At 48.1% G+C, this 13,868-nt stretch carries 13 protein-coding genes; 10 read left to right on the top strand and 3 right to left on the bottom strand.

Going from position 1 to position 13,868, the window contains the following annotated elements; all coding sequences use genetic code 11:
• Positions 1-230: 230 nt before the first annotated feature.
• Entirely contained in the window at positions 231-836 is a 606-nt protein-coding gene (locus tag ACFS25_RS26770; RefSeq protein WP_381507408.1) for a TMEM175 family protein, read from the bottom strand.
• Positions 837-1,231: 395 nt separating this feature from the next.
• On the opposite strand from ACFS25_RS26770, the gene ACFS25_RS26765 reads away from it, so the two are divergent.
• The 9 genes from ACFS25_RS26765 (at position 1,232) to ACFS25_RS26725 (ending at position 10,001) form a co-directional block, all read left to right on the top strand.
• Entirely contained in the window at positions 1,232-1,765 is a 534-nt protein-coding gene (locus ACFS25_RS26765) for a DUF998 domain-containing protein (protein ID WP_381507405.1), read from the top strand.
• A gap of 232 nt (positions 1,766-1,997) precedes the next feature.
• On the top strand, positions 1,998-3,041 hold the full coding sequence (locus ACFS25_RS26760) for a S66 family peptidase (protein ID WP_381507402.1): 1,044 nt from the start codon (positions 1,998-2,000) through the stop codon (positions 3,039-3,041).
• A 192-nt stretch (positions 3,042-3,233) separates the two neighbouring features.
• Entirely contained in the window at positions 3,234-4,061 is an 828-nt protein-coding gene (locus ACFS25_RS26755; RefSeq protein WP_381507398.1) for a helix-turn-helix domain-containing protein, read from the top strand.
• A 313-nt stretch (positions 4,062-4,374) separates the two neighbouring features.
• Entirely contained in the window at positions 4,375-4,782 is a 408-nt protein-coding gene (locus ACFS25_RS26750; RefSeq protein ID WP_381507395.1) for a cupin domain-containing protein, read from the top strand.
• 99 nt (positions 4,783-4,881) lie between these two features.
• On the top strand, positions 4,882-5,181 hold the full coding sequence (locus ACFS25_RS26745) for an alpha/beta hydrolase-fold protein (RefSeq protein ID WP_381507392.1): 300 nt from the start codon (positions 4,882-4,884) through the stop codon (positions 5,179-5,181).
• The gene (locus tag ACFS25_RS26740) at positions 5,123-5,401 is read left to right on the top strand and encodes an alpha/beta hydrolase-fold protein (RefSeq protein WP_381507389.1); all 279 of its coding nucleotides are present in this window, start codon (positions 5,123-5,125) and stop codon (positions 5,399-5,401) included. The genes ACFS25_RS26745 and ACFS25_RS26740 overlap by 59 nt, the downstream gene beginning before the upstream one ends.
• Complete coding sequence (locus ACFS25_RS26735) at positions 5,352-5,954, top strand: hypothetical protein (RefSeq protein ID WP_381507386.1); 603 nt, start codon at positions 5,352-5,354, stop codon at positions 5,952-5,954. Before ACFS25_RS26740 ends, ACFS25_RS26735 begins: the two co-directional genes overlap by 50 nt.
• A 319-nt stretch (positions 5,955-6,273) precedes the next feature.
• On the top strand, positions 6,274-9,177 hold the full coding sequence (locus tag ACFS25_RS26730; RefSeq protein WP_381507383.1) for an ATP-binding protein: 2,904 nt from the start codon (positions 6,274-6,276) through the stop codon (positions 9,175-9,177).
• Positions 9,178-9,491: 314 nt separating this feature from the next.
• A complete protein-coding gene (locus ACFS25_RS26725) occupies positions 9,492-10,001 on the top strand; it encodes a nuclear transport factor 2 family protein (RefSeq protein ID WP_381507381.1) in 510 nt (169 codons plus the stop codon).
• 797 nt (positions 10,002-10,798) lie between these two features.
• Here ACFS25_RS26725 and ACFS25_RS26720 read toward each other — a convergent pair.
• Positions 10,799-11,362, bottom strand: a complete 564-nt coding sequence (locus ACFS25_RS26720) for a hypothetical protein (protein WP_381507379.1) — start codon at positions 11,360-11,362, stop codon at positions 10,799-10,801.
• A 1,075-nt stretch (positions 11,363-12,437) separates the two neighbouring features.
• On the opposite strand from ACFS25_RS26720, the gene ACFS25_RS26715 reads away from it, so the two are divergent.
• The gene (locus ACFS25_RS26715) at positions 12,438-13,301 is read left to right on the top strand and encodes a hypothetical protein (RefSeq protein ID WP_381507377.1); all 864 of its coding nucleotides are present in this window, start codon (positions 12,438-12,440) and stop codon (positions 13,299-13,301) included.
• 175 nt (positions 13,302-13,476) lie between these two features.
• Here ACFS25_RS26715 and ACFS25_RS26710 read toward each other — a convergent pair.
• Positions 13,477-13,868: WG repeat-containing protein (locus tag ACFS25_RS26710; RefSeq protein WP_381507374.1), on the bottom strand; the 392-nt coding region annotated here is incomplete at its 5' end.

The raw sequence follows: 13,868 nt of genomic DNA, 5'->3' as shown, positions 1-13,868 counted from the left end.
CTTAAGGTAAGCGATTAAAACAAGATGGAGCAACCAACGAATTACGACTTTAGCCGCCTGGAAAACGCCATTCGCCGACTCTATCCCGAATGCACTAAGGCCGAATGGGACAGCGTCTCTTCAAACACCCAATTTAAGGAGCACTACCATGAAGCTTCCATCGTCTCAAGTAGGAGCATTTTAAGAGACGCAGTTAGAAAGGGACTAGAAAGTAGGAACCTCGTGGGCTATCATTTCATCGCTTTAAACAGCCTTTCAGAGAACATAAGAGCGGGAAGTCGCACGACTAAAATGATAAATCCCACAACAGGAAAGAAAAAAGCAATGGCAAGCGATATAACGGAATTGATCATTGCCACATTACAGACACGGCGGTAAAACTTGGTGAGCCGCTCATCAATACCAGGCGTCAAAAGTTCCGGGCGTTTGGCCGCATAATCCCAAATGTTATTCTGAAAAACATTAATGAGCAGTACATTGGCACAATAAGCGACCATCGCAGCTGAGTCTGTAAAATGCGTTGCGATGAGGGTAGTACTGAAGGGCAGCAGCACCAAAAAAAGCAACCAGCATATATTATTCCAAAGCAGCATCTCATCAATCGTCCGGATATAGAAAAAAAACTGGTGATGCAGCTTCCAGAACAACGCTATAATAAAAAAGGACAGGAAAAATGCTAAAACCTTGGGCCAGGTTTGCCACAGGTCAGTGAAGGTGATATGCTTGCCTTCGTCGCCGATGAGTTTAAGGTTAAAGACAAGTATAGTGATAGCAATAGCCACAACAGCATCACTAAAGAAGACAAGACGTTCCAGTTCGAGGTTTTTTTCTTTCATAAGGCAAGTCTACCTATAATAATAACACGTAGGGTCGTGTTGCCGCATCGTACCGGCCGCCTGAGCGGGCGGCCCGCAGAAAATCCACGGCCCGCCGTTGCGTTCACTTATTTTTAGAGAGTCCGTGTAAACGAATTGAGCGTTTTAAGAGATAAACATTGATTTGGGGAATGTTATCCGCCTACGTGGATAGAAGCGGTTACCGTTTCCCGCTCTTTATCCCTGCTGTCAATTTAACTTATTGCAGGCTGATCGAATGGCTAGTTTTAGCTATCAATTAATCGAGTATATAAGGACTACTTTCTTTTTCCTTCCTTACTTGTCAATCAACTTTGCTCCTTTGTTCAGGGCTACAGGTACCCTGAACCCAATTTATACGCTTCGTATTTGTTTAGATGACTTTTATTCTAGCGCTTATTAGTACGTTACTTCAGCTGACAGGCATTGGTTACTTTGGCTGGCGAAAGCCCGCCTACTCCCATTGGCATCATACCATTAGTGAGTTAGGCGAAGTAGGTAGTCCGTTATCGCGAACTGTCAGTTTTGGGTTATTTTTACCAGTTGGCTTACTGTTAGGGCTCATAGCAACGCTAGCTGATACAACCGCCATAGCCGGATTCGCTGGGTGTGTCGGGACTGGATACGTAGTTGCGGCCTTCTTTCCTTGTGATGTGGGCTCTCCCTTGTCAGGAAGTGGTCGCCAACAGATACATAACGTAGGGGGAGCCGTCGAGTATATTGGTTGTGCTTATTGGCTAACTCAAATCAGTCCTCAACGGATGGTGATTGACTACAATCTATATTCTATAGCGACGGGTAGCCTGATCGTAGGAAGTATCCTGCTATCGATTCCTGGCTTGCTTTTCCGAGGCCTTGTTCAACGGGTGATGGAAGGGATTCTGTTCGGCTCCTTACTGCTAATAATCTAAAGGGTATTTATATGCATTTTTGGTCAATGCTATCAGCTTTACATTTTTACAGAATACGAGATTCGGCTCATTGATTGAGCCTTATTTGAGAAACCTTCCACTTGGAAGAGCATAACCATAATTTTGTCGATCGACTACTATAAAACCACTTTTGCAGTAGTAAAACTGCCGTTTTTCGAGCTTACTGTAGTCATCCAGTGGCTGGAGGAGTCAGTCGTTTAGCTGAATAATAATGATGCTGCAACTCATCAAACCAAAAGGCTTAAAGCGGGGCGACAAAGTCGCCACGATCTCCTTATCATGGGGTGGAGCTGGGGAGCTTCTAGGCCGTTATCAGCAAGGTAAACGCCAACTACAAACGGCCTTCGGCCTGGAGGTGGTCGAGACCAGATACGCCTTAAAATCGGCTGAGTGGCTTTATAACCATCCCCAAGCTCGCGCTCAGGATCTGATGGAAGCATTTGCCGATCCGACCATCAAAGCCATCATTTCCAACATTGGGGGTGAGGAGAGCAGTCGTATCTTACGCTATGTGGATGAAGCGGTCATTCAGCAAAATCCCAAGATCTTTCTCGGATTCTCGGATAGCACCGTCACGCACTTGTTGTGTTTGCAGGCGGGAATAACCTCATTCTATGGCACTTCCTTACTGGTTGGCTTTGCCGAAAATGGCGGGATGCACCCCTATCAAATCGCTGACATTCAACAAACACTTTTCGCCGTCCAGCCCCTTGGTGAAATTCACCCCAATCGAGCCGGGTGGACTTCTGAATTGCTGGACTGGTCAGATCCTTCATTACAGCATACCCCCCGAAAGTTGACGCCTACTGCGGGCTGGCATTTCCTGCAGGGGACGAAAACAACGCAAGGACGACTGCTGGGCGGATGCATGGAGACATTGGAATCCTTGAAAGGCACTCGGTTATGGCCTCATCCAGATCAATGGCGTGATTGCATCCTGTTTTTAGAAACCTCAGAGGTTAAGCCTAAGCCGGATTACGTCCGCTGGTGGTTGCGCAACTATGCCGAGCAGGGCATCTTACACAACGTGCAGGGCATCCTGTTCGGTCGTCCCTGCGATAATACGTATGCCCAGGAATACGAAACGGCCCTGCTGACTGTACTTGAGGAAGAAGGCTTAACTGATCTGCCCGTGATTACCCAGATGGACTTTGGACACACCTGTCCCGTTTTTACGCTGCCCTATGGTATATTGGCTGAAATTGACTGTGCCAGCAGGACGTTTCGGCTGCTGGAAAGTGGGGTGGGAGCCTGAAAGCGCAATGCACAGCGCAAAGCCATCGCTCAGATTACCTCAACAAACTAGTTTCTCGTTCTCACGAATTTATCGACATCCCCATTGAATTCGTATGGCAATGGCTAATTAGAAGTGATAATGGCCATGATCAGGTTGGGGAAAATTGAGTAAACTCGTTAACTTTAACAGACTAAACATCAGTTATGGGATATGCTGCTGAAAGGTTTTTTGCCCAGCCCTGCTTTACGGGAGTATATCGAAAATATCTGTATCGTTCATCTGGAATTTCCCGCCGATGAACCGATTCCGGTGAAAGCCTACACGCCTAAAACCGGCGACTCCATTGAATTTTTTCTCCGGGACCCCGAATACGTACAATATCCAGGAGAAACGAATAAAACCAAAAGACCCGTGGCCTTCCTTCATGGTCAACATACCGTGGTGACCAATCGGTATGTTGGGCGGGAATTTTTATACCTGAATATCAAGTTTCAACCCGGTGTTTTGTTTCGATTAACGGGCATTCCTTCTTACGAGCTGACCAACACCTATATCGATGCAGAAGCGGTTTTTTCGCCAGACATACGAGTCCTAACCGAACAATTAAGAAATGCCAACTCGTACGCTGAAATGCTTGAGTGGGCAGAGTCGTTTGTCGTAAGACTCATCAGACGATCCAAAAAAGATGCGCATGATATTGATAAAGTAGCTCAACTGATGTGGCACAACACCCAATCTATTTCGATGGATTGGCTGGCCAGCCAATCCTGTTTATGCCCCCGGCAATTCGAGCGAAAATTTAAAGAGCGGATGGGCGTCCCCGCTCCCCAACTGGTCAGAATTGCTCGCTTTGATAAAGCCTTCGTGATGAAAAATGCGCAGCCCGAAAAGGACTGGTTAAGCATTGCCCTTCAGTGTGGCTACTATGACTATCAACACTTAGTGAGAGACTATAAAGGCATCACTGGGCTTACTCCCCCCTCATTTTTTCAGCTTGACAATCAGGCCCCCGAACGACTTTTGGGCTTACACGAATAAAGTGTTCAGGTAGGTAAGATGTAGAAAGTCGTTTCTGTACCACCAATTACTAGTGGGGACTTTTCACTTTTGCCTAACAAATCAATCACTTTGTTATGGAACGTCGACATTTCCTGGCTTCAGGTCTTCTGACTGGCTTAGACGCCCCTTCCTCTTCGCTGATTCAGCGCCTTCTACCCGCATTTACCCATATTGACAGAGGCCCTTTAAAACCTTTTTACACGCCCCCCGAGCCAATTCAGGTAGGGCCCAATGGTCTCGGATTCAGAGTACCCGTCCGCAGAGCAGCCAAACCAACGTACAATTCGCCTGCATGGAGGGAATTATGGGTCCTAAACTGATGGGACCGGCCCCGCACGTTCACAAAGACCTGGACGAACTGATGTTTGTGCAGGAAGGTACCGTCAGCATATTGGTTGGCGACAATGTGTATGAAGTCGAAGCGGGCGGCTGGCACTTGCGTCCCCACGGTATTGTCCATACGTTTTGGAATGCCACTGATAAACCAGTCCGGTATATCGACATGTTTTTCAACCAGGATTTTGAAAATTTTCTGGAAGCGATGTTTGGCAGGTTGATTCCTGACCTAATGAAGCGGGGTGTTTCCTTGACCTCAAAAGAGGCCACTGACAAAATGGATACCTTATATACTCGGTATGGAATCACCATGTTCGAAGAGCAGCGGCAGCCCATCATGGCTAAATATGGATTGAAAGGATAAGTCTTTAGAGCTGTACTACCCTGCAGTAGATCATCATTCCATCTTCTTAAACCTATGTCCATGAAACCGTGTCTGCTCTGTCTATTTGTATTTCTCTCTTTGAGAAACCTCCCGGCACAGAACCCGCAAAAGGGAAAACTTATAATCGAAAAATTCGTAGCGCCTTCCCTTCAAGGTAACCACGCAGGAGAAGACCCGATACGCAGGCTAACCATTTACCTGCCACCCGGGTATGAAGCGAGCAACCAGCGCTATCCGGTAATTTATTTTTTGCATGGTGATATGGATGTATTAGGTGACAGCTTAGTAGTGGCCTGGTGGCGTATTCATGAACTAATGGATGCGGCCATTCTCGGATATCCACCCCATGATTATTGTCCTACCGAACAGCGATGCTAAGTTAGGCGCAGGTTTTTATACCAACTCAACGCTAACCGGAAACTGGACTGATTATATTGGGAAAGATGTGGTTGCATATATAGATAAACGATATCGAACGATTGCCAATAAAAACAGCCGAGGATTGAGCGGTCATTCTATGGGAGGCAATGGCGCGTTAAAAAATGGGCATGCTTTATCCGGATATTTTTGGCGCCGTGTATGCCCTCAGTCCGGCTAATTTGGGCTGGGGCGGTGACTTTAGTATAAACGCTCCGTTCTTTAAAGGCATTGATTCATTTAGAAATCAGTATAGCATTGCGGAAATATATGATGATCTGATTAACCGAAATGAGTGGACCAAATTTTATAGGAAAGCGATGGCAAATTTAGCCAGAGCGTATTCACCGGATGAAGCAGGAAAAAATTTCCTTTCGGCTAAAATGCCGGTAAACTATAGTGGCGACAGTTTGATGGTGGATGTAGAGACGAAGCGAAAATGGGAGGCCAACTTTCCCATAAATATGATTGAGAGTCATCTGCCAGCGCTGAAAAGTTTAACTGCCTTAAAGCTTGACTGGGGCCGAAACGAAGCAACCACGAATATACCCATAGCTGTTCTTCAATTCAGTAAAAAACTGGAAGCCAACCAGGTAAGGCATTTTGCCGAAGAATACATAGGGGATCATGTCAACAAGATAGGCGGTTTTGATGGCCGCATCTACACGGAAATGCTTCCTTTCTTTGACACGTATTTGAAATTTGAATCTAAAGAACGAGCGGCCGTTCGGTAGGCATGTCGGCTAGTTTACCAACGTGGATAAATGAATGACTGGCAACCTACTCAAAAAATACGTCTTTTAAGTGACCAGACGGGTTAGCAATGACTGGTAATACCTTACTCATTGGTACTAGTAGGGCCAGTTAAAGCTACCGTGTCCAGTAGGTATATGTTCTGATCTAAATGAACAGGAATAGACGTAGCGAGGGAAGGATAGTATATATCAGTAAAACTGAGCAGGTAGCTTTCTTTGTCCAGAGCGGTAAACTTTAATACCTTTATAGTAGAACGGAATGATTCGGTAACGTCCGTGGTCCACACAGGAACTTTACATGAAAACTAATTTCTTCGTTTTGCTCCTTCTACTCCTGCTGGTTTCCCGAAGCTGGGCACAAACGGGGGTCAATCCCGTCAAAAGCCTACCGCCTGAAGGGATTAATCTCCAGGAAGGCTGGCGGTTCCAGTCCGGTGATGATCCTAAATGGGCCAACGCCGACTTTCCCGACCAGAGCTGGCCAATCATGAAGCTGACCCGCGATATCAACGATCCTTCCCCCCTGAATGCCGTCCCCATGGGTTGGCTGCGATTGCGATTTTCAACCGATAGTACCTGGCTGAAAGAACCCCTGGCGCTGGTCATTCAGCAAGTTGGGGCCTCCGAAATCTATCTGAACGGTCAGCTCCTGCACCGATGGGGCGTGGTGAGTGCCGATCCTGATAAAGTAATCGCGTTTGATCCGTTGTGGAAACCCATACCCTTCCCGCTCTGTAAAACCGGCGAGCAGCTACTGGCCGTCCGGTTTGCCCGCCAGCCCGGAATTCACTATACAACCGTTTTTGAAATTGAGAATCCCCCCTTCTGGATTCAGCTAAAAAGGCAGGAGGCCGCCGACACTTTTTATCAGCAGTGGCTGGTCGTTACCGAACGCCTTCATGTGTTTCTGATCAGTGCGTGTGGCATATTGGCCATCCTTCACTTAGCTTTTTATCGATTCGATCCCCGCCGAAAAGCCAACCTCTATTTCGGGCTGTGGGCCGTTCTATTGCTGCTGGGAAATGCGTTGCAGCGAACCATACAGGTCGCTACCCACCTGGTCTCCGATAAATTCTATGTGGCCAATCTGGCCAATAGCTTCTACCAGTTGGGCAACCTGTTGCTGATGTTGGCCCTTTATCAATTGCTGGAACAACGCAAAGACAAATTTTATTGGGCGCTGGTCGCCTGGATTGTTGCCGGGCTGTTGCTCAACGTGAGTATATACGACTGGGGCTGGAAAGTCGGCGGGGTTTTGTGTGGTATAGCCTGTCAGCTAAACCTGGCCCGAATTGCTTGGCTGGCTATTCGTCGACAGAAAGAGGGGGCCTGGATTATTGGCCTAGGGGCGATCGGTTACCTGCTATTTTTTTTAGCCTTTTTTTTGCCCGGCATGTGGAGTACCGACCTGTTAAATGTGGAAATTGCCAACCGCCGGAACATCCTATTTATACTCTCCACGCTGAGTATTCCGGTGGCAACCTCCATCTACCTGGGGCTTGATTTTGCCTTGCTCAGTCGTGCCCTTGAGCAGCAGTTAATCGAAGTCAACGCGCTTTCCAGGCAAGCCCTGATTCAGGAAAAGCAGACCCAGGCGTTGCAAGAGCTGGATACCCTCAAATCGCGCTTTTTCGCCAACCTCTCTCACGAATTCCGCACCCCGCTATCGATTATCAAAGGGTCGGTGGAAAAGCTAGACCAGCAGGATGAACCGGGTTCCAGACGACGATCCGATTACCAGCTCATCGACCGTAGTGCGAGCCGGCTGCTGCAACTGATTAATCAACTGCTGGACCTCTCGCGCCTGGAAGCGGGTAAACTGGTATTGCATCCGAAGGCCGGTGAGCTGACTCACTTTCTTCAACTAATGGCCGGTTCGTTTGCCTCCCTGTTCGAAAGCAAAGGCATCACCTACCACTATACGGTTTCGCTGCAACCAGCTTGGGTACAAATGGACAGCGATAAACTGGAGCAAATTATTTCTAACCTCCTTTCCAACGCCTATAAATTTACACCTACCAAGGGTCAGGTGCGGTTTTCGGCCTCGGTTGAACCGGAGCAAACCGGTACTTGTGAGCTACAACTCATCGTTGAAGACACCGGCATTGGCATCGCCGAACAACAACTGCCCCGCATCTTTGATCGCTTTTACCAGGTTGATGATTCGACAACCCGATCTTATGAAGGCACGGGTATCGGCTTAGCCCTGGTCAACGAACTGGTTGAACTACATAACGGCCATATTCAGGTAGAAAGCACATTGGGTAGCGGTACGACCTTTCGGATACACCTTCCTTTAGAAATCGTACCGGCGGGGGAAAGGCCCGGGCAGAAAGGCCCTGAGTTGGAAATTCCCGTTTCAGAACCTTCGATCCCGCCCTCCTCCAAGATGGAGGATCCCCATCAAACGGGTAAACGGACGAGACATTCAGGGCAGCTGTTAATCGTAGAAGACAATGGAGACCTGAGACAGTTCCTGGTTAGCCAATTGTCGAAAACATATGGTGTATCGGCAGCCGAAAACGGTCTGGACGGCTACCAAACCGCCATAAAAACGATTCCTGATCTGATTATCTCGGATGTGATGATGCCTGGCCTGGATGGTATGAATCTCTGTCAACGACTCAAAACCGACGAGCGAACCAGTCATATCCCCATTATTCTGTTGACAGCCAGAGCCGACATGGATAGCAAACTCAAAGGCCTCGAAACGGGAGCCGATGACTATATTAGCAAGCCCTTTGCTCTGGATGAGTTACAGGTCCGGGTTCGGAACCTGCTGGAAGGCCGTAAAAAGCTCCAGGAGCGGTTCAGTCGGCAGATCACCCTGCACCCTACCGAACTGGTCGTCACCACGCTCGATGAACAGTTTCTCCAGAAAGCCCTCGCCGTTACGGAAGCGAATCTAGCCAATGTCGCCTTTGATGTAGACGGGTTCAGCCGGGAAATGGGATTGAGCCGAACCCAACTACACCGCAAACTGACCGCCTTAACGGAGCAATCACCAAACGAATTCATCCGGTCAATTCGCTTGCAACGAGCAGCCAGTCTGCTTAAGCAACAGCAGGGAAACGTAGCCGACGTGGCGTATCAGGTGGGTTTCAGCAGCCCGAACTATTTTACCAAGTGCTTCCGGGATGTTTACGGCCAAACCCCAACCGAATACGTCAGCGGGGGTGTTGCCTCCGGCAAAAAAACGTAACTCGTACGGTTCCTCTCCATTTACTCAGCCCGGTCCCCTTTTATTGCTTACCCGGCTATAGCAAAATCAGCTCATTTTTCTACAAAATTGTTCCATGGCTGTCCTTGAGTACGCTTTGGCACAATACTGCTAACCTACCCTGGATCTGGTAACGTACGTTTGGGATAGTCAAAAGCTAGTCACAGACGGGATGGCTACTCGGTCTAAAATCGCTCTCTCTGTCACCGTTGTCCACGAACGTTTCTGGACAGGATATGGCTATCGACTACGTATCTATTCCAATCTATGCCTACATAGCCTAAACGTCAAACCAAATGAAACCTCTTGTTATTTTCGCAGCCTTCGCGCTGCTGACCGCGCCCACACTGGCGCAAACCCTGCCCGACCCGCACACGCCCCCGTCGGGCAAGTTTAACACCACCAACTACCCCAACGACCGCAAGGCCATTACCGCCATGCGCCTGATCGACGGCCTCGGCAAGCACTGCTCCGACGACTATGTAACTGTAAATCCGGATGGTAAAATCGACTACGGCTTCGACGAGTGGAAACAGGAGTTCACTAACGCCGGAAGCTCCTTTATGTCGGTAACGCCCGTGCCGGGCATGGAAATTCTCCGAATCTATGACGGCAAAACGGCGATCTTGAACAACCTGCTCGATGTGGTTTTGGACACGCCCAAAGGCGATTTAAAGATTCGGGTGCAACGCATGGAGGTGTTTATGAAGCGGAACGGTGGCTGGTGTTTCGTGGCCGGGCAGGGAACCCGCGTCCTGTTCAAAGAAGAGTTGGGAGCCATGCAGGCCCCAAGCCCCAAAAAGTAAAACCAACGTCAATACATCAATTCTCCCAAAAACCGATGGAAAACAAACCCCTGTTTGCGGTATCCTACACCTTAACTGGCACACATCGTTAACTGCGTTTCGTGTCCGGGTATTCAAGACCGTACCCAATTAAACGGCCTATTTGAGTTGTACATATTATGAACGCTGCTCCGTCTCACTTGGGAGCCTTTTACGAGAATGTACCTTCTTTAATATCTGTCCAACTTTACCAGTCGCATACGCCCGATGATACGGAAAGTGCCGGTTACAACTTAAGCAGCCTCTCAATAGGGTTATCAGCCTGATGGGTTGATTCATAGACAGCTCGTTTGTACTGAGCCAGTAGTAAAGTGAATTGGGCGTAGCTTAGGGGTTCTTCTTGAATTGAAGACGGCGTTGTCTTTATAGAACGTGTGTTCTTGAGATTCATGAAAGGTGCAAACGATTTAACAAATGTGTGAAACAGATTCAACCACCCTATAGGCATAGCAAAACTAACCGCCCGGACCGACTGGTCATCCGCTTTTTCTACCAAGTGCAGGTTTTGGCTGGTTTATGGTCCATATCAAGCGGTTTCCATATAAAGTACGGCTAGCAATTCGGGGGTAGTTTCCCACATTGAGGAGTGACCAGTGTCAACCCGCTTAAGTGGCTAAACTCTGGTAGTGTTATTAATTCTCAGTGGAAAGAGCATTGGCAGCTCATTAAGGCATATCTCATTCTAAAGAGCGTTTATGTAAGACATTGATTTTTTTAAGATCTGTCCAATCCAATAAGTAGCATACGCGAAACGTGGTTCAGTAAGACTCGATCAACTGGTCAAAGGTATTAATCTGATCGCCATAATAGTCATTCTGAGCCTTGATTAGGGCTTGCTTAAGCTGTTCTACGTACAAATCACCCGTAGCATTGAGATAATTTTCGGAACCAACCGAAGCCGTGTACCACTTATCAATTACGTCCAAATATCCTGTTTTTTTCAGGCGTCTCTTGGCAAGAAGTCGCAAACAGCCCGCTGACAGCACATAATAGGATGAGTTTGTATCGACAAAATAGCCTCTTACTTTCTCCGCATCTTTACTCGTACTACCCAGTTTTATATTGATGTCAGCTAATTGCTGTTCTAATTTTTGGCTATTAATGGGTGGTTTGTCTGTATTGGAAGTTTCAGGTGATGGATTGACAGTTGTTGGAGCGGGAAATGAGCTATTTTTGTTGTCGGAGTTTCTTGAAGGCAAGAGACCGGTTTGATTCAAAGCAGCCACTAATCCTGTTATAGCTGTAATAGTAGCTGCAATTGCTGTCAGAATGCCGGGAAGTGTTTGCCACCATGAAGAAGGCCGGGCGGGGTCATTTTTCATCAGAATATTCACATAAAAATTTTGGGCTCTTATGCAATCTACTTACTTTTTAAGAAAATTTGTCCGTCTAGTAATAGGTGTGGCTGAGTGTAGCCAATTATGCTGAACGAGTTACAGTTATGGTAACTGCTGAGATTGAGCCCGATGTTAAACCGACTGTTTCTGTGCCGTACGCGAAGTTCACCATTTGCCCTCTTGATGGTGAGTTGACTTATCAATTTCAACTTTTATCGACTGAGCTATCGGCCTAATGGTAAAAGCCCTATGAAGGTGGGATAGTACTACTACTGTCCTATCAATTTAGCTTCTGGCGTCGGCAGCGCGTTGTTTAATCAGATCGAAATTCCTTTTTGAGCCGAACGCAAAGCCTGACTAACTGCTGTCAAACTGAGCCCAAAGCCCACCGTTTGCCTTGTCGGGACGGCTGGCTTGTTGCCGACACCTTTCCGAACAAGCAAAAATACGTACTCTGGGGGATGTGTAAGCTGTCGCCCGTAACCCGACCACCCTATGCTACCAACTGAAGTTGACAGTTATTAAAAAGTAACCGTCTCACGAAACCGCTCTCTTGGCGGCACGCTTAGAATTACTGATCGAATTAGTGACACATTCTATAACTAACAAGGCTGCGCTTGAGTGCGGCCTTGCTACTCCCATTTACTTTCAACAACCTTGATAATCAAGGTTTACAAAGGTACTTCTTCTACCTAATTTGACCAGCAACAACTCAGTAATCGTTCTGGCAACGGTTCTGAATTGTAATCTCAGGCTTATATATTCTCATAATTCGCTACTGAGTGAGACGAATGGGCTTATATGCGTCTCACACGGGAGGGTTTTATGGGACAACCTTCTTGGTCACGCCTAATTACCCAAAATAGCACATGATCCTGCCAAATAAATGGCCGATTCAAACCAGATTAGACAGTAGGTGTTGTTTTTCTAAACAGGCTTAACAACCAATACAGCTATGAGGTATGGCATGTGCTTCGACGGTAGCGTCGTCAGGGGGCGGGGTGACGACGGACGCCAGCTCCATTTTTCCAACACCTGGGCCACCGGCCATAAACAGCAGATGGAGGACAACTACCGGTGGGGCCGACAGATGGGTCTTACCCTCTTCCGCGATACGGTGCTCTGGGACGAATCGAAGCATGGCCCGGATTATGCCTGGCTGGACCGTTTGCAACACACCAGCAACGGCCAGATTGAATTAGCCCTGAATCACTACGGATTACCCGAGTGGATTAACGAGGCCATGTTCTGGGGTGGGCAAGCCGCCGAGCTTATGTACCAACAAGCTTACCAGATTGCTCACCGATATCAGGGCGCTTTCCGCAGCTACAACATCGGCGTAGAACTGGGTATCTGGACCGATTGGATTGCCGCGCCCAATAACCGGCAATGGCCTTTCGGCGGCCGGCCCTGGTGGGAGGTCTACCGGCAGACCAGCGCCATCACCATTGCGATTGCCAGGGGGCTTAAAGCCGCAGACCCTACTTGTCTGACAGCCATGAGCGAACCCTGGGGCTGGGGCGATATGCCTTACCCTGATCAGGCCCGGCCTTTTGCTACCGTGTTGGGGCAAGTCGATGAGGTAGCCAGGCAAAACAATTGTTTAACCTGGCAACAAGGCCAGCCGGGGCTACTTGATATCATCGGTTTAAATATCTATTTCGAGCCTGATATTGCCCATATGCTGGTGGCCGCCCGGCAGCTGTTTCCGGGCAAGAAAATTGTGGTGGCGGAGACGGCCAATATCTACCGCCCCGACTGCCACCCGCCTGGGTTATGGTGGGCAAAGTTCGAAGCTCTCCACGAGGCTGAGCTGGAAGTGAGCTGGAATCCAGGCTTCAGCATGCTGAACCACGAATTGGGCGAAACGATGGCGGGAAATTTGCTGAGTGCAGACGGCACCCAGCACTGGCAGAAACGGTAGTCCATCGCCAACGATTAGGTAAAATCAGTTTTTAAGGTAGTCACACAAATGGTTTGTTTGATACGTAGTTGTTCATAAAAACAAGCAATTACTGAGACGTTGTTAATTGGAATTAGGTGAATACTTCAGCACGGGCTGTCCCATCGAGATCGTCAACATACTTACAGTCGAATGGCTAATGCCTGGGCACTTTCGCCCTAAACTGGCTACGTAACTCGTTTACTAGACTGCTGAGCCAAATAAAAATAAGCAGGCCAGCAATAATAAACAGCGCTTTCAGCTTAAAGGAGAAGCCCACCAATTGCGCCTGACCGTCCAGGGAGAGTTCATACCGAAGCCAGTAGCGCTCAACAATTGTCGTTACACGGTCAAAAGGGAATGCTTCGTCGTAGATGAGTGGAATAATCAACCGATTACTCGTATCGATAAAGCCATATTTGTCCTTCATACGAACCATCGAGAGGCCATGCTGATAATACGAAGCAAAATCATACGTCAACGGCGTGCGCACCTGGCCCGACTTGTCGATATGGCCGAACTTACTATGAATGGCCACGGCTGACCGAT

The sequence above is a fragment of the Spirosoma flavum genome (assembly GCF_042686045.1).
GTDB lineage: Bacteria > Bacteroidota > Bacteroidia > Cytophagales > Spirosomataceae > Spirosoma > Spirosoma flavum.
Note: the sequence above shows the minus strand (reverse complement) of the source record. Positions and strands in the feature narration are given on the sequence as shown.

What these genes read in the sequence shown, in the direction of transcription:
- ACFS25_RS26720 (WP_381507379.1), bottom strand. Translation starts at nt 11,362, where the DNA reads ATGAAAAATGACCCCGCCCGGCCTTCTTCATGGTGGCAAACACTTCCC.
- ACFS25_RS26740 (WP_381507389.1), top strand. Translation starts at nt 5,123, where the DNA reads ATGCGGCCATTCTCGGATATCCACCCCATGATTATTGTCCTACCGAAC.
- ACFS25_RS26750 (WP_381507395.1), top strand. Translation starts at nt 4,375, where the DNA reads ATGGAGGGAATTATGGGTCCTAAACTGATGGGACCGGCCCCGCACGTT.
- ACFS25_RS26725 (WP_381507381.1), top strand. Translation starts at nt 9,492, where the DNA reads ATGAAACCTCTTGTTATTTTCGCAGCCTTCGCGCTGCTGACCGCGCCC.
- ACFS25_RS26760 (WP_381507402.1), top strand. Translation starts at nt 1,998, where the DNA reads ATGATGCTGCAACTCATCAAACCAAAAGGCTTAAAGCGGGGCGACAAA.
- ACFS25_RS26735 (WP_381507386.1), top strand. Translation starts at nt 5,352, where the DNA reads ATGCTTTATCCGGATATTTTTGGCGCCGTGTATGCCCTCAGTCCGGCT.
- ACFS25_RS26755 (WP_381507398.1), top strand. Translation starts at nt 3,234, where the DNA reads ATGCTGCTGAAAGGTTTTTTGCCCAGCCCTGCTTTACGGGAGTATATC.
- ACFS25_RS26765 (WP_381507405.1), top strand. Translation starts at nt 1,232, where the DNA reads ATGACTTTTATTCTAGCGCTTATTAGTACGTTACTTCAGCTGACAGGC.
- ACFS25_RS26770 (WP_381507408.1), bottom strand. Translation starts at nt 836, where the DNA reads ATGAAAGAAAAAAACCTCGAACTGGAACGTCTTGTCTTCTTTAGTGAT.
- ACFS25_RS26730 (WP_381507383.1), top strand. Translation starts at nt 6,274, where the DNA reads ATGAAAACTAATTTCTTCGTTTTGCTCCTTCTACTCCTGCTGGTTTCC.
- ACFS25_RS26715 (WP_381507377.1), top strand. Translation starts at nt 12,438, where the DNA reads ATGGAGGACAACTACCGGTGGGGCCGACAGATGGGTCTTACCCTCTTC.